The sequence below is a fragment of the Pseudomonas sp. RIT778 genome, assembly GCF_019718735.1.
In the GTDB taxonomy this organism is placed as follows: Bacteria; Pseudomonadota; Gammaproteobacteria; order Pseudomonadales; family Pseudomonadaceae; genus Aquipseudomonas; species Aquipseudomonas aphyarum.
The window spans coordinates 1-15,531 of sequence record NZ_JAIHBA010000047.1 but is presented as its reverse complement, the minus strand read 5'-3'; the positions used below and the strand labels follow the sequence as shown (position 1 = coordinate 15,531).

Below are 15,531 nucleotides of genomic sequence, written 5' to 3'. Positions count from 1 at the left end.
GGTTCGACGCCTCGACGTGGGAACGATCATTCAAGGGCTGACGTGATACGGATTCCTCGGATCATGATTCCAGTCCAGAAACGGCTTGCCCGTTTCCATCGGCACCATCTCGATGCAATCCGCCACCGGACAGGTGATCTGACACAGATTGCACCCTACACACTCGTCATCGATCACTTCATATTTATGCGTGCCATCGGCCTGTTTCAGGCTGCTGATCGCCTGGTGTGACGTGTCTTCGCAGGCAATGTGGCAACGCCCGCAACCGATGCATGCCTCCTGGTCGATCTTTGCGATCACCTGATAGTTGATGTCCAGGTACTTCCAATCGGTCGTATTGCCCACCGCGCGCCCGGAAAACTCAGCGATGCTGGCGTAACCCTGACTGTCCATCCACCGCGACAAGCCATCCTTCATCTCATCGACAATCCGGAAACCATGCAGCATCGCCGCCGTGCACACCTGCACCGCGCCGCTGCCCAAGGCAATGAACTCCGCTGCATCACGCCAGCTGCCAATACCGCCGATGCCGCAGATCGGCAGGCCCTGGGTCTGCGGGTCACGAGCGATTTCCGCAACCATGTTCAGCGCGATCGGCTTGACCGCCGAGCCGCAATAGCCGCCGTGGGTGCTTTTGCTGCCGACGGTGGGCAGGGCGACCATGTGTTCGAGGTCGACGCTGGTGATCGAGTTGATGGTGTTGATCAGCGACACCGCATCTGCGCCGCCGCGATGGGCCGCACGCGCGGCGACGCGGATGTCGGTGATGTTCGGCGTCAGTTTGACGATCACCGGCAGCGAGCAATAGGTCTTGCACCAGCGTGTGACCTGCTCGACGTACTCCGGCACCTGACCGACCGCCGCGCCCATGCCGCGCTCGGGCATGCCGTGGGGGCAACCGAAATTCAGCTCGATGCCGTCGGCGCCGGTGGCTTCCACCAGTGGCAGGATGTGTTTCCACGACTCCTCGACGCACGGGACCATCAGCGACACGATCAGCGCGCGATCCGGCCAATCCTTCTTCACCTGAGTGATTTCCCGCAGGTTGATTTCCAGCGATCGGTCGGTGATCAGTTCGATGTTGTTGATGCCCAGCACTTCGCGGTTGTTGCCGTAATGCGCCGAGTAGCGCGACGACACGTTGACTGCCGCCGGGTCTTCACCCAGGGTTTTCCAGACCACGCCGCCCCAACCGGCCTCGAAGGCGCGCACCACGTTGTAGGCCTTGTCGGTCGGCGGCGCGGAGGCCAGCCAGAACGGATTGGGGGCTTTGATACCGGCGAAGACAATCGAGAGATCGGCCATTTACGCAGCCTCCACGTTGAGCATCAGTTGAGCATTGATCGCCTCGGCGGCGCGCTTGCCGTGTTGCACCGCTTGCACGGTCAGGTCCTGATCGAGGCTGGTGCAGTCACCGCCGGCATACACGCCGGGGATGCTGGTGCGCAGGTTTTCATCGACCTGGATGCGTGCGCCCTGACGCTTGAGTTCGCGGGCCAGCGGGTCGGCAAGGGCACTGCCGTCGAAGGCCTGGCCGATGGCTTTGAAGATCGCATCGGCGGCCAGTTCGAAAGTCTCGCCAGTGGCTTGTAGGCGACCGTCCACCAGATGCGTGCGGGCGAAGCGCATGCCGCGCACTTTGCCTTGAGCGTCGAGCAGCACTTCCTCCGGTTGCGCCCAGGTCAGCAGCCGCACCTGATTGGCTTTGGCGATGTCTTGTTCATGGCCGGTTGCGCCCATGTCCGCCGCGCCACGGCGATAGACCAGATTGACGTCGCGAGCACCGAGGCGGGCCATTTGCACGGCCATGTCGATAGCGGTGTTGCCGGCGCCGAGGACGATGCAACGTTCGGCCAGCGGCAGTTGCGACAGGTCATCGGCCTGGCGCAGTTCGCGGATGTAGTCGGTGGCGGCGAGCAGGCCGGGCGCGTCTTCGTGGGCCAGGCCGAGTTGCTTGCTGGCGTTCAGGCCTAGACCGAGGAACACCGCGTCGAATTGTTGGTGCAGTTCGCTCAAGGTCAGGTTGTCGCCGAGTTTCTGCCCGTGACGGATTTCGATGCCGCCGATTTGCAGGAGGAAATCCAGTTCCTTCTGTGCGTAGTCGTCGACCAGTTTGTACTTGGCGATTCCGTATTCGTTGAGCCCGCCAGCCTTCTCCCGCGCTTCGAAAATCACCACGTCATGTCCGTGCATCGCACTGCGATGGGCACAGGACAGACCCGCCGGGCCGGCCCCGACCACCGCGATGCGTTTGCCGGTGGCGGCGGCGCGCTGGAACGGGTGCTCGGTGAAGTGCGCGTTGTCCACGGCGTAGCGTTGCAGCAGGCCGATCAGCACCGGCGCGCATTCGTGGGCGTTGTTGCGCACGCAGGCTTGCTGGCAGAGGATCTCGGTGGGACAGACCCGGGCGCAACTGCCGCCGAGGATATTCGCCGAAAGGATTTTCTGCGCCGCACCGGGCACGTTGTCCTGATGGATATTGCGGATGAACGACGGAATGTCGATCTCGCTCGGGCACGCATTCACGCACGGCGCGTCGTAGCAATACAGGCAGCGCGAGGCTTCCAGATGCGCCTGACGGTCGTTGAGCGGCGGCGCCAGATCGGTGAAATGGCCGGCGAGGGCGGCCGCACTTTCGTGCGGGTGCGGGAGATGGTTCAGGGTCTCGATCACGGTTTTTTGCCTCACGGTTATTTGAGGTTTTCTGCCTCTGTCGGGCAGTGGTTTTTTGATCGTTCCCACGTCGAGGCGTCGAACCGTCCGCGTGGGAATGCCTCAAGGGACGCTCCGCGTCCAGTGACGCGGAGCGTCACGGGCTGCATTCCCACGCAGAGCGTGGGAACGATCGGGGATCAGCGCTTGACGGCCACAGGCCTGTGCATCTCAGCCCGTTTGCTCAGCAAATCAAACACCGCCGGATACGCCGGCCGTTCGATATAGCGGCCCGCGCCACGCTCGGCGCGCAGGTCTCCATCGGCCCAGACCACCCGGCCCTGGCTGACGGTATGGCTCGGCACGCCGGTCACGGTCTTGCCTTCGAAGATGTTGAAGTCCACCTGCTGATGGTGGGTTTTGGCGGAGATGGTGCGGGTGCCTTGCGGGTCCCACAGCACCAGGTCGGCATCGGCGCCGACGCGGATCGCGCCCTTGCGCGGATAGAGGTTGAAGATTTTTGCGGTGTTGGTGGAGGTGAGGGCGACGAAGTCCTGCATCGACAACCGCCCCGAGTTCACCCCTTCATCCCACAACACCGCCATGCGGTCTTCGATGCCGGCGGTGCCGTTGGGGATCTTGCTGAAGTCGTCGCGGCCGGCGGCTTTCTGCTCGGCACAGAAGCAGCAATGGTCGGTGGCGGTGGTGTGCAGATTGCCGCTTTGCAAGCCATGCCACAGCGCGTCTTGGTGCCCGCGCGGACGGAACGGCGGGCTCATCACGTAACCGGCGGCGGTCTGCCAGTCCGGGTGCTGATAGACACTGTCGTCCAGCAGCAGATGCCCGGCCAGCACTTCGCCGTAGACCGGTTGACCCTTGCTGCGGGCATAGGTGATTTCGTCGAGGGCTTCCTTGGTCGAGACGTGCACCAGGTACAGCGGCGTGCCGATGGTTTCAGCGATGCGGATCGCCCGGCTCGCGGCTTCGCCTTCGACCTGCGAGGGCCGCGACAGCGGATGTGCTTCCGGCCCGGTGATGCCCTGGGCCATCAACTTGCGTTGCAGGTGATAGACCAGCTCGCCATTTTCCGCGTGCACGGTCGGCACCGCGCCGAGTTCCAGGCAACGCTCGAAGCTCGCCACCAGCGTGTCGTCGGCGGCCATGATCGCGTTCTTGTAGGCCATGAAATGCTTGAAGCTGTTGATCCCGTGATGGCTGACCAGCTCGGCCATTTCCTCGCGCACCTGCTCGCTCCACCAGGTGATCGCGACGTGGAAACCGTAGTCGGAGGCGGACTTCTCCGCCCAGCCACGCCACTGATGAAACGCTTCGAGCAGCGACTGCTGCGGATTAGGAATCACGAAATCGATGATCGAGGTGGTGCCGCCGGCCAGGCCTGCGGCGGTGCCGCTGTAGAAGTCTTCGCTGGCCACCGTGCCCATGAACGGGAGTTGCATGTGGGTGTGCGGATCGATGCCGCCGGGCATCAGGTATTGGCCGCTGCCATCGAGCACTTCGGCGCCGGCGGGAACATCCAGGTTTTCACCAATGGCTTTGATCACGCCGTCAGCGCAATAGACATCGGCGCGGTAACTTTCATCATGGGTAACAACGGTGGCGCCACGGATCAACAGAGACATTCCGAGTTCCTCGCAGGCATGACCGACTTGTGCCGGTTCTAGTGTTTTATTGTTTGCAGCGCCAAATGCGTAATCTTGTCAGCGCTGTCAGGAATAGACGCTAGTCGCAGTTCTGCAATTGATCAAGATTATTTTTTATAAGCTTATGACTATTTTAAAGCATTGAAAAATAACGATAAAAATACAAAATCACCAAAATGGTGAGGCACTTCACCATTTTGACGCACTTGACAGGTTGGAAATATGAGCAAGATTTCCTATGTGAAATCAGCCGCTTGAAGTTGTGCTGCGGGTGATGCGTCCTGAAGAAAAATAATGCAGTGCACCAGATTGAGTCCTGACAGTTCGGACAACTTGCCTGGCATTTAGCCTGAGTGTTCAGTCAAGTTTTCGCGGCCTCACCAGGTGAATAATTAAAACTGATAAACATCAGTAAGTTGCAGGAAATAGAAAGCACGGCCCGATGCGAAAGCGGGGTACACGGCACGTTTATTGATGCCGCCGCTGACACCATGGCCGGTGCATGAAAGTTGTCAGTTCCTCCGGCCATCGTCCGGCTCGCACCTGCGTGTGCAGCCGTCTGATGAGCAAAAAAATAATCAGAAGAACAGTGGAGCGGCCATGCAACAGAACAGATCGCAAGTGACCGAGCGCGACGGCTTGTTCGAACTCGAAGCCGGCAGCGACGTCCTCGACAGTCCCCGTTACAACCACGACATGGCACCGACCAAGGTGCGCGAACGAACCTGGAACAAATGGCACATCACCGCGCTGTGGGTCGGCATGTCGATCTGCGTGCCGACCTACACCCTCGGCGGCGTCCTCACCGCGTATTTCGGCCTGAGCGTCGGCGAGGCCTTGCTGGCGATTCTGTTTGCCAACGTCATCGTCCTGATCCCTCTTACGCTCAACGCGTTTCCCGGCACCAAATACGGGATTCCGTTTCCGGTGCTGCTGCGTTCGTCGTTCGGGATTCTCGGCTCCAACGTGCCGTGTCTGATCCGCGCGCTGGTGGCGTGCGGCTGGTTCGGCATCCAGACCATGTTCGGCGGGCTGGCGATTCACCTGTTTCTCGGCTCGGTGTTCGAGGGCTGGAAATCCCTCGGCGGGACGGGGGAGGTGATCGGTTTCATGATCTTTTGGGCGCTGAACCTGTGGGTGGTGATCCGTGGCGCCGAGTCGATCAAATGGCTGGAAACCCTGTCGGCGCCGCTGCTGGTGGCGGTCGGCATCGGGTTGCTGGTGTGGGCCATGCCGAATGTGTCGATGACTGAGTTGCTGGCGATTCCGCCGAAACGTCCCGAAGGTGCGAGTGTGGTCAGTTACTTCGCCGCCGGGCTGACGGCGATGGTCGGTTTCTGGGCCACCCTGTCACTGAACATTCCCGACTTCAGCCGGTATGCCCGCAGCCAGAAGGATCAGATCCTCGGGCAGATTTTCGGCCTGCCGCTGACCATGTTCCTGTTCGCCGCACTGGGCGTGGTGATGACCGCCGCCTCGGTGAAACTGGTGGGCGTCAGCGTCTCCGATCCGGTGACTCTGATCGGCCATATCCAGAGCCCGGTATGGGTCGCGGTAGCCATGGCACTGATCATCATCGCGACGCTGTCGACCAACACCGCCGCCAATATCGTTTCGCCAACCAACGACTTCCAGAACATCGCGCCCAAGGTGATCAACCGCACCAAAGCGGTGATCCTCACCGGGTTCGTTGGTCTGGCGCTGATGGGCCATGAGCTGCTGAAAAAGCTTGGGTTGATCGTCTCCGATGTCAGCCTGGAAACCGTGTATTCGAACTGGCTGCTGGGCTATTCCAGCCTGCTCGGGCCGATCGCCGGGATCATGGTGGTGGACTATTTCCTGATCAAGAAACAGCAACTGGACCTGGCCGGCCTGTACCGCGACGACGTGTACCCGGCGTGGAACTGGTCCGGCTTCATCGCCTTCGGCGTGCCGGTGGTGCTGACCCTGCTGTCGCTGGGCAGCAGCGCGTTCAGCTGGTTCTACAGCTACGGCTGGTTCACCGGCTCGGCGCTGGGCGGGTTGATCTATTACGGTTTGTGCGCGATGCGTGCGCAGCCTTCGGTAGTGAAATCACCGGTGTAGCAGATGATCGTTCCCACGCTCTGCGTGGGAATGCAGCCCGGGACGCTCCGCGTCCCCATAGCGGACGCAGAGCGTCCATGGATGAATTCCCACGCAGAGCGCGGGAACTAACTGCCTGAGGAGATCCCCATGAACGCAGCCGTAGACGTTCTGCAATCGACCCATCAGCACATCAACCGCGACCGCTTGTGGGCGTCGCTCATGGAGCTGGCCAAACTCGGCGCCACGGTCAAGGGCGGGGTCTGTCGCCTGGCCCTGACCGACCTCGACCGCCAGGCCCGCGACCTGTTCGTGCAGTGGTGCAAGGACGCCGGTTGCAGCGTCACGGTCGATGAAGTCGGCAACATCTTCGCCCGTCGTCCCGGCCGCAACCCGAACCTGCCACCGGTGATGACCGGCAGCCACATCGACACCCAGCCCACCGGCGGCAAGTTCGACGGCTGCTTCGGCGTGCTGGCCGGCGTCGAAGTGTTGCGCACCCTCAATGACCTCGGCGTGGAAACCGAGGCCCCGCTGGAAGTGGTGGTCTGGACCAACGAAGAAGGCTCGCGCTTCGCCCCGTGCATGATGGGCTCCGGCGTGTTCGCGGAAAAATTCACCCTCGAAGAAACCCTGGCCAAGGTCGATGCCGAGGGCGTTACGGTCGGTGAAGCACTGAACGCCATCGGTTACGCCGGACCGCGCAAGGTCAGCGGGCATAAGGTCGGCGCCTATTTCGAAGCACATATCGAGCAAGGCCCGATCCTGGAGGACGAACAGAAAACCATCGGCGTAGTGCTCGGCGCACTGGGGCAGAAGTGGTTCGACCTGAAACTGCGCGGCGTCGAAGCCCACGCCGGCCCGACCCCGATGCACCTGCGCAAGGACGCGCTGGTCGGCGCCTCGGTCATCGTTGGTGCAGTCAATCGCGCCGCCCTCGGCCATCAACCTCACGCCTGCGGCACGGTCGGTTGCCTACAAGCCTATCCCGGCTCGCGCAACGTTATTCCGGGGGAGGTGCGCATGACCCTCGACTTCCGCCACCTGGAGCCGGCACGCCTCGACTCGATGATCGCCGAGGTCAAGCAAGTCATCGAAGCGACCTGCGAAGAGCACGGCCTGACCTATGAACTGACCCCGACCGCCGACTTCCCGCCGCTGTATTTCGAAAAGGGCTGCGTCGAAGCGGTGCGTGGTGCGGCCAAAGGTCTGGGCCTGTCGCACATGGACATCGTCAGCGGCGCCGGCCACGACGCGATTTTCCTCGCCGAACTGGGTCCGGCCGGGATGATCTTCGTACCGTGCGAAGGCGGCATCAGCCACAACGAAATCGAAAACGCCGCCCCGGACGATCTGGCGGCCGGCTGTGCGGTGTTGTTGCGGGCGATGCTGGCGGCTTCGGCGGCGGTGGCCGGGGGGCAACGGGCAGCCTGACGTTCATTAATCGTTCATGAAAATGTGCGACGTTGCCGCCCCTGAAATGGAAGTCAGGACGCGCAATGTCGCCCATCAAAGTCATCACCTCAGGCTCCGCGTATCTGGACATCGACGCCTACGCCTGCTGCATCGCCTACGCAGAACTGCTCAACCTGCAAGGCATTCCCACCCGTGCCGTCAGCAGCGCAAAACCCAATGCCAGCGTTTCGAAAACCGTGCTCGGCTGGGGTGCTGTTCTGGACGATTACCGCCCGACATCCAGCGACGAGTTTGTGCTGGTCGACGTCTCCGACTACCACCATTTTGACCCAATGGTCGCGCTTGATCGGGTGGTGGAAGTCATCGACCATCATCCGGGCTTCGAAAACCATTGGGCGCAGATACTCGGAGCTGCCGCCGATATCCGCCCGATTGGCGCGGCGGCGACGCAGGTTTTCCAGCGCTGGAAAGCCTCAGGATGGCTGTCGAGGATCAGCGAACAAAGCGCCGCGCTGCTGGCTACGGCGATTCTGGATAACACGCTGAACTTCACCGGGCAGATGACCACGGCGGCGGACATCGACGCCTACGCAGAGCTCGCGCCCCACGGGAAACTCATGGCGGACTGGCCTGAGCAATACTTCCTCGAATGTCAGGCAACCATCGAATCAGACATCTGCTCCGCATTGGCCGCAGACTTGAAACGGATGAAACCCGACAGCCTCCTGCCGCAAGTCTCCGCTCAAATGACGGTCTGGGACGCCGATGCCTTGCTCGAAAGGCATCGCTCGACGATCAACGACTGGATGGCCGGGCAGGGCGATGACTGGCTGCTGAACCTCATCTGCATCAGCCAACGCAAAAGCTGTTTGCTGGCCGAACCCGTGGTCAGCCAGCAGAAGTTGAGTCGTTTGCTGCCGGTGGAATGGCAGGCTGGATTAGCGGCTCTAAAGCCCTCGATCTTGCGCAAGGAGCTACTGAGTCTGGGGCTGAACGCAAACTCAGGCGGGTGAAGTGATTACCCGGGATTGTCGGTTTTACTCGCCGCACTCCTACGCCGTTCAACGCCTTTCGGGTTGCCAACGTCCAGCAATCGTCTTTCCACCAGCACATTCTCGAGCGCCTGGCGTTCGGCCGGCGCCATCTCGTGCTCGCGCTTTTTCAGCTCCAGCAGGATGGGGCTGGACCAAGTGCGATAGGTCTGTTCGATGAGGCGGTTGGATGTCATCAGTCTCTCCTTGATCAAGAGCCCGGTGTAACCGGCAGGGGCTCAATCCGATGAGGTACTAACGTTAGTCGACAAAAGCGCGGGGCGCTAATGCCGCCGGTGGGAGCTGACGAGGCGAATCGTCGCACCGTCGCTCCCACCGGTCATGCATCAATCGTCGGCCTTCATCATCGCCTGCACACCCTCCCAGGCCTCGGCCCGCATCCGCTCGATATCCAGCCCCGGAATCACGCCGTTGTCGACGACGATCCGCCCACCCACCAGGCTGTATTTCACCGCAATCGGCTCACCCGCGACGACCGGTGCGACGGCGCTGTCGTGGAAGCCATAGAACCTTGGGTGGTCGAGGCTGTAGATCACCAGATCCGCTGCCTGACCCACTTCCAGCGTACCGACCGCGCCGAGGCCGAGCACTTGCGCGCCGCCGGCTGTGCCCCAGTGAATGACGTCTTCGGCGGTGGTGGCCGAGGCGCCTTGTTCGGCGCGGTGGATCAGCCACGCGGTGTTGGCTTCGCCGACCATGCTTCCGGATTCGTTGGAGGCCACACCGTCGACGCCGAGGGAGATCGGCACGCCGGCCTCATACATTTGCGGGATCGGCGCGACACCGCTGCCCAGCCGGGCGTTGCTCACCGGGCAATGGGAGACGCCGGTGCCGGTCTGGGCGAGCATGCGGATTTCTCCCGGTTGCAGGTGCACGGCGTGGGCGAACCACACGTCGGGGCCGAGCCATTCGTGTTCGGCGACGAACTCCACCGGCAGGCAGTTGTACTTGTCGCGGCAGAAGTTCACGTAGTTCTCGGTTTCAGACAGGTGCGTATGCAGGCGCAATCCCATGCCACGGGCGGTGAGCGCCAGTTCGCGCAGCAGCGTTGGCGGCAGCGAGAAGGTCGGCGTGGTTGGCGCCACGACCACCCGGCGCAGCGCGTCCGGGGTGTCCTGGTGGTAGCGCGATTTCAGCCGTTCGATATCGCCGACCATTTGTTCCAGGGATTCCGGTTGCAGCGCGGTTTTCGAGAAGCCCGGGTGTGCGCTGGCGGACTCCAGTGCACCGCCACGGCAGAGCACGAAACGCAGGCCGAATTCCTCGGCGAGGTCGAACAGCAAGTCGCCGGTCTCGGTGCTGCCGTGGGCGTGGTAGAGGTAGTGGTGATCGGCGCAGGTGGTGACGCCGGACAGCAGCAGCTCGACCATCCCTAGCCGCGCGGCGATCCGCGCCAGTTGCGAAGTGAAGCGGTTCAGGCGCGGGTAGGGCACGCTGGCCAGCCAGCCTTGCAGGTCCTGATTCAAGCCTTCGGGCACGGCTTTGAGCAGGTTCTGAAACAGGTGGTGGTGGGTGTTGATCCAGCCCGGATAGACCACCGAATTTCGCGCGTCGATCACTCGTTCACCGGGTTGCGGCTCAAGGTTGGCGGCCATTTCCGCGATGCGGCCGTTGACCACGCGGATGTCCACGGCACCGGCCCGGGCACGGGGCCCGCGCAGGCCGGTCATCACCGCCACCGGATTCTTGATCAGGATGTTTTGAAGTTGAGTCATGGGCAGCTCCAGTCAGAGGATGTGCGAGGCGGATTTGCCGGGTGTGGTTTCTGGCACGCTGACGCCGTTGAGCGCCGCGTTGAGCAGCACCGACACCAGGCAGGCGATGACCACGCTGCTGTGCAGGAACGGCTGTGACCACTCGGGCAGTTGTTTGAACAGGGTCGGGGCGAGCACCGGCACCAGGGCGGCGGCGATGGTGAAACCGACGATCAGCACGTTGTAGCGATTGCGTTCGTAGTCGACCTTGGCCAGGGTCTGGATGCCCGCCGCCGCGACCACGCCAAACATCGCGATGCCGGCACCGCCCAGCGCGGCGGTCGGCATCGAGGCGATGATCGCCCCGGCTTTCGGCACCAGCGCGATCGAGCACATCAGCAGACCGCTGATCGCCACCACCCAGCGGCTGCGCACGCCGGTCAGGATCACCAGCCCGACGTTTTCCATGAAGGCAATGAACGGAAACGCGGCGAACATCCCGGCGATGGTGCTGGCCAGGCCATTGGCGCGCAGGCCGTTGATCACCTGCTTGTCTTCCACTGGTTTATCGACGATGTCGCCGATGGCCACGAACAGCCCCATGGACTCGACCATCTGCACGATCATCACCACGACCATGGTGGCGATGGGGATCAGGCTGAAAGTCGGCAGGCCGAAGTAGAACGGGTAGGGCACGGTCAGCCACGGCGCGTCCTCGACGCTGTGAAAGTTGCCCATGCCCAGGCCGTAAGCCAGACCGGCGCCCACCAGCATCCCCACCAGCACCGCCATGTTGCGCAGCAACGGGCTGCCATAACGGTTGACCAGCAGGATGGTCAGCAACACCACCACGGCCACGGCGAGAAACGCCGGCGCGCCGAAATTGCTCGCGTTGCGCCCGCCGCCGACCCACTCATAGGCAATCGGGAATAACTGCAAGCCGATCACCGTGACGATGCAGCCAGTCACCACCGGCGGGAAAAACCGTCGCAAGCGGCCCACGAACGGCGCGATGAGCATGGTGAAAATCCCCGCGCCGATCACCGCCCCGCAGACCCCGGCGAATCCCACCTCCGGGTTGCTGCCGATGGCGATCACCGGCCCGACGCTGCTGAACGCCACGCCTTGCAGAATCGGCAGGCGCACGCCGAACTTCCAGAAACCGACGGTCTGCAACAGGGTGGCGATGCCGGAGCAGAACAGCGTGGTGCTGATCAGCACCACCGTGTCGGCGTGGGACATCTTCAGGGCACTGGCCACAATCAACGGCACGGCGATGGCGCCGATGTACGAGACGGCCATGTGCTGCAGGCCGAGGGTGAGCATCTGTCGCACCGGCAATACGCGGTCGACAGGGTGGACGGTGGAGGAGGAACTGGCTGACGACATGGGGAATCACCTCTAGCTGTTGTTATTCGGTACAGCGGGGTATTCGTCTGATGCTGTCTTCAAAACACCGCAATCCTTGTGGGAGCGGGCTTGCTCGCGAAAGCGGTGTGTCAGTCGACATCACTGTTCAATGACCCACCGCATTCGCGAGCAAGCCCGCTCCCACAGGTTTTGTGTTGTTCAAGAAATCCGGCATCGGTCATTCGTGCTGCGAAGCCGCCATCCACCGGCTCCGATGCCGGGTTTCAGCCGGCCAGGCAGGCGGCGAAGCCCTGGTTCAGCGCCGCCCGATCCAGGTCGCGGCCGATGAACACGATCTTGCTCGAGCGCGGCTCGCTGCCCCACGCGGTCGAGGCGCGGAACTCCACCAGGCTGTGCACGCCTTGCAGCACGTAGCGCTGGTCTTCGTTGGCCACCGCCAGCACGCCTTTCATGCGGTACAGGTTGTCGGCCTGGGCGCTGCGCAGTTCGCTGATCCAGCGGTGGAACGCCATCAGGTTGACGGCACCGTCCACGGCGATGCCCACCGAAGACACGCTCGGGTCGTGCTCGTGATCGGGCTCTTCAGCGTGATGGTCATGGTCATGGTCATGGTCGTGGTGATCGTGATCGTGCTGATCCGCGCCGATTTCCATCAGCTTCTGCGTGCATTCGAAGGCGCCGATGCCGAGGATCTTCGACAGGTCGATCTGTGCGTGGGTCGAGGTCACCAGATCCGCCGTGGCGTTCAATCCACGGATCTTGCCGCGCAGGGTTTCCACCTCTTCAGCGCTGACCAGATCGACCTTGTTGATGACGATGCGGTCGGCGCAGACGATCTGATCCACCGCCTGATTGTCGACGCCATCCAGTTGCAGATCTTCCAGGTGCTGGGCGATGTGCTTGGCATCGACCATGGTCACGATGGCGTCGAGTTCGACTTCCTCGGCAATCGGGTCGTTGATGAAAAAGCTCTGGGCCACCGGGTACGGGTCGGCGAGGCCGCTGGTCTCGATCAGGATGTGGTCGAGTCGCACCGGACGCGCCACCAGTTCGCGGACGATGCGCACCAGATCTTCGCGGACTTCGGCGGTGCAGCAGACGCAGCCGTTGACCATTTCGTAGATTTCTTCGGTCTCGGAACTGAGCACCAGATCGCCGTCGATGCCGACTTCGCCGAACTCGTTTTCGATCACCGCGATCTTGCGACCGTGGTTCTCCTTGAGGATGTAATTGAGCAGGGTGGTTTTGCCGGCACCGAGGAACCCGGTGAGGATGGTGACCGGGATTTTGGTGTTCGGGGTCGGGGCGTTGAAGGGGGTGTTCATATGCAGCTCCTTGATGTACGCGGATTTGCTTTTTGTGGGAGCGGGCTTGCTCGCGAAGGCGGCGGGTCAGTCGATTTCAGCACTGACTGACACACCGCCTTCGCGAGCAAGCCCGCTCCCACAGGTGATTTGTGTGATTGATGGTTCTCGCCATCGGCGGGCGACGCCGGCATCGAGGCCGAACAGGTCGAGGACGCGGCCGAGGCTGTGGTCGACCATTTGCGCCAGGCTGTCGGGGCGGGCGTAGAAGGCCGGCACCGGCGGGGCGATGATGCCGCCCATCTCGGTGACGGCAGTCATGTTGCGCAGGTGGGCGAGGGTCAGCGGCGTCTCGCGGGCCATCAGCACCAGGGTGCGGCGCTCCTTGAGGGTGACGTCGGCGGCGCGGCCGATCAGCCCCGAAGACGTGCCGGTGGCGATCTCCGCCAGGGTGCGCATCGAACACGGCGCGACCACCATGCCCAGGCAACGGAAGGAACCGCTGGCGATCCCGGCGGCCACGTCATCGGCGCGGTGGTAGTGGCTGGCGAGGGCGGTGACGTCGGCCAGTTTGTAGTCGGTTTCGTGGGCCATGGTCAGCAGCGCGGCGCGGCTGATGATCAGGTGGCTTTCGATGTCCAGCTCGGCCAGCAGCTCCAGCAGGCGCACGCCGTAGATAAACCCGGACGCACCGCTGATGCCGACCACCATCCGCTGGCGGTTCACGATGGCAGACCTTCAAGCAGTTGCCGCGCGCGTTCGAGCACGTCCTGATCGAGCTGCGCCTTGATCCCGTCGAACCCCGAGCCACGCGTGGCATCCAGCCCCATCCGCGATGTGGTGCCATTGACCGAGGACGACGGGTCCAGCGGGCTCCCGGGCAAACCGTCGATGGTGAAAATGTCGAGGTGCGGCTGGAAATGCGTGGCCAGCGCCCACAGCACCTGGCTGTCGTCGGTGAGGTCGATATCGCTGTCCACCGCGATCACGGTTTTCAGGTACGGATCCCAGCCGAGCAGGGCCAGCATGATCTGCCGGGCCTCGCCGTCACGGCTTTGATCCAGCGCCACGTAGCAATGAAAATGCGTGCCGGAATTCGGATAATGCACGGCGGTTACGGCGGGGAAGCGTGCCTTGAGCTTCTCGCTCATTTCCGCCTCGCGGGGCAGCCGCGCCAGGGTCAGGTGTTCGGCGTAGCGTCCGCCCATTACGTCCACCAGCCACGCGTCCTTGCGCCGCAACAGGGTGTCGACGCGCAACACGTTGTTGGTCGAGCGATCCGAGGAATAACCGCTGAACTCGCCGAACGGACCTTCTTCGGCATAGGCCGTCGGGTCTATCGCACCTTCGAGCACAAACTCGGCGTAAGCCGGAACACCGATGCCGTAGCGCGGGGTCTTCACCAGTTCCAGCGGCGCACCGAACAGCCCGCCGGCCACCGCGCGTTCATCGCTGCCGTAGGGCAGGCGTGCAGCGGCGGCGAGCATGAACAGCGGGTGTGCGCCGACCACCATGGCCACGCGCAATTCTTCGCCACGTTCGCGGGCGGTCTGCAACATCCGCCACAGGTGCCCGCGTGAGTGCAGGCTGGTGGCCAGGGCCTGACGGGCATGACGCATCGAGCGGTGATAGCTCATGTTGGCGATGCCGGTCTGCGGGTCCTCGGCGATGATGATCGCGTTGGTGATGTAGGGGCCGCGATCACTGTCGAAATGCTTGAGCATCGGCAGTAGCGCCAGGTCGAGGGTTTCGCCTTCGAAGACTTCGTCGAGCACCGGGCCGGTTTCGACGTAGCGCGGCGGGATGGGCTGGTTGGCGCGGGTCTGGAAGGTTTCGTGCAACTGCGCGGCACTGACGCCGAACAGCCGGGCGATACGCCGGCGGGAGGCGAACAGATTGGTCGCCACCGGCACGCCGAGGTTGCCGACGTGTTCGCAGATCAGCAGCGGATCGCGGCCTTGAGTTGCGAGGGCATCGACCAAGGCGGTGACGTCCTGATCGGCGGAAAGAGGGTGGGTGATGGTCAGCACATCGTCCGGGTACTGGCGGCGATAGGCGTCGATGAATACGTGAAAATCCTGAGAGTCGCCGAGCGTCGAACGGGTCATGGTTTCACCTCGTAAAAAGCAGGCGCGCAGGGGTGAGGCTGGCGTTCGATCGACAAGCCGTTGGCCTGCCGGTCGAGCGAACGCCGGGTCATCTTCGCGCCTGTAAAGTCGCTGTGTGGCCTGTCGTGACACTGTTCCCTTGTGGGAGCGGGCTTGCTCCGGGCGGCGATCCGACGAATGCGGTGTGTCATTCAGCAATTACGGTGACT

Annotated in this window: 12 protein-coding genes; 3 read left to right on the top strand and 9 right to left on the bottom strand. The window is 62.7% G+C overall.

The window, feature by feature from the left end; genetic code table 11:
- Positions 1-30: 30 nt before the first annotated feature.
- From preA to hydA, 3 genes are all read right to left on the bottom strand, one after another.
- Positions 31-1,305: an NAD-dependent dihydropyrimidine dehydrogenase subunit PreA gene (preA, locus tag K5E37_RS26715; protein WP_085648339.1), complete on the bottom strand. Its 1,275-nt coding sequence runs from the start codon at positions 1,303-1,305 to the stop codon at positions 31-33.
- A complete protein-coding gene (locus K5E37_RS26710) occupies positions 1,306-2,673 on the bottom strand; it encodes an NAD(P)-dependent oxidoreductase (protein WP_221535587.1) in 1,368 nt (455 codons plus the stop codon).
- A gap of 179 nt (positions 2,674-2,852) precedes the next feature.
- On the bottom strand, positions 2,853-4,292 hold the full coding sequence (gene hydA, locus K5E37_RS26705; RefSeq protein ID WP_085602728.1) for a dihydropyrimidinase: 1,440 nt from the start codon (positions 4,290-4,292) through the stop codon (positions 2,853-2,855).
- Positions 4,293-4,913: 621 nt separating this feature from the next.
- On the opposite strand from hydA, the gene K5E37_RS26700 reads away from it, so the two are divergent.
- The 3 genes from K5E37_RS26700 to K5E37_RS26690 all read left to right on the top strand — a co-directional run bounded on the left by K5E37_RS26700 (position 4,914) and on the right by K5E37_RS26690 (position 8,806).
- Positions 4,914-6,398, top strand: coding sequence for an NCS1 family nucleobase:cation symporter-1 (locus tag K5E37_RS26700; protein WP_221535586.1), 1,485 nt, complete (start codon positions 4,914-4,916; stop codon positions 6,396-6,398).
- 129 nt (positions 6,399-6,527) lie between these two features.
- Entirely contained in the window at positions 6,528-7,811 is a 1,284-nt protein-coding gene (locus tag K5E37_RS26695) for a Zn-dependent hydrolase (protein WP_221535585.1), read from the top strand.
- A gap of 74 nt (positions 7,812-7,885) precedes the next feature.
- The gene (locus K5E37_RS26690) at positions 7,886-8,806 is read left to right on the top strand and encodes a DHH family phosphoesterase (RefSeq protein ID WP_221535600.1); all 921 of its coding nucleotides are present in this window, start codon (positions 7,886-7,888) and stop codon (positions 8,804-8,806) included.
- A 5-nt stretch (positions 8,807-8,811) separates the two neighbouring features.
- Here K5E37_RS26690 and K5E37_RS26685 read toward each other — a convergent pair whose 3' ends face one another.
- The 6 genes from K5E37_RS26685 to K5E37_RS26660 all read right to left on the bottom strand — a co-directional run bounded on the left by K5E37_RS26685 (position 8,812) and on the right by K5E37_RS26660 (position 15,322).
- Positions 8,812-9,021: a hypothetical protein gene (locus K5E37_RS26685; protein WP_221535584.1), complete on the bottom strand. Its 210-nt coding sequence runs from the start codon at positions 9,019-9,021 to the stop codon at positions 8,812-8,814.
- A 150-nt stretch (positions 9,022-9,171) separates the two neighbouring features.
- A complete protein-coding gene (locus tag K5E37_RS26680; RefSeq protein WP_221535583.1) occupies positions 9,172-10,560 on the bottom strand; it encodes an amidohydrolase family protein in 1,389 nt (462 codons plus the stop codon).
- Positions 10,561-10,572: 12 nt separating this feature from the next.
- Positions 10,573-11,928, bottom strand: a complete 1,356-nt coding sequence (locus tag K5E37_RS26675) for a nucleobase:cation symporter-2 family protein (RefSeq protein WP_007952866.1) — start codon at positions 11,926-11,928, stop codon at positions 10,573-10,575.
- 245 nt (positions 11,929-12,173) lie between these two features.
- A complete protein-coding gene (locus K5E37_RS26670) occupies positions 12,174-13,235 on the bottom strand; it encodes a GTP-binding protein (protein WP_221535582.1) in 1,062 nt (353 codons plus the stop codon).
- Between the two features lie 66 nt (positions 13,236-13,301).
- The gene (locus tag K5E37_RS26665; protein WP_221535599.1) at positions 13,302-13,925 is read right to left on the bottom strand and encodes a UbiX family flavin prenyltransferase; all 624 of its coding nucleotides are present in this window, start codon (positions 13,923-13,925) and stop codon (positions 13,302-13,304) included.
- 11 nt (positions 13,926-13,936) lie between these two features.
- Positions 13,937-15,322, bottom strand: a complete 1,386-nt coding sequence (locus K5E37_RS26660) for a UbiD family decarboxylase (protein ID WP_221535581.1) — start codon at positions 15,320-15,322, stop codon at positions 13,937-13,939.
- Positions 15,323-15,531 lie beyond the last annotated feature (209 nt).

Excerpts from the sequence above, each read along its gene's own strand:
- K5E37_RS26665 (WP_221535599.1), bottom strand. The coding sequence starts at position 13,925 with ATGGTGGTCGGCATCAGCGGTGCGTCCGGGTTTATCTACGGCGTGCGC.
- K5E37_RS26695 (WP_221535585.1), top strand. The coding sequence starts at position 6,528 with ATGAACGCAGCCGTAGACGTTCTGCAATCGACCCATCAGCACATCAAC.
- hydA (WP_085602728.1), bottom strand. The coding sequence starts at position 4,292 with ATGTCTCTGTTGATCCGTGGCGCCACCGTTGTTACCCATGATGAAAGT.
- preA (WP_085648339.1), bottom strand. The coding sequence starts at position 1,305 with ATGGCCGATCTCTCGATTGTCTTCGCCGGTATCAAAGCCCCCAATCCG.
- K5E37_RS26680 (WP_221535583.1), bottom strand. The coding sequence starts at position 10,560 with ATGACTCAACTTCAAAACATCCTGATCAAGAATCCGGTGGCGGTGATG.
- K5E37_RS26670 (WP_221535582.1), bottom strand. The coding sequence starts at position 13,235 with ATGAACACCCCCTTCAACGCCCCGACCCCGAACACCAAAATCCCGGTC.
- K5E37_RS26675 (WP_007952866.1), bottom strand. The coding sequence starts at position 11,928 with ATGTCGTCAGCCAGTTCCTCCTCCACCGTCCACCCTGTCGACCGCGTA.
- K5E37_RS26685 (WP_221535584.1), bottom strand. The coding sequence starts at position 9,021 with ATGACATCCAACCGCCTCATCGAACAGACCTATCGCACTTGGTCCAGC.
- K5E37_RS26700 (WP_221535586.1), top strand. The coding sequence starts at position 4,914 with ATGCAACAGAACAGATCGCAAGTGACCGAGCGCGACGGCTTGTTCGAA.
- K5E37_RS26660 (WP_221535581.1), bottom strand. The coding sequence starts at position 15,322 with ATGACCCGTTCGACGCTCGGCGACTCTCAGGATTTTCACGTATTCATC.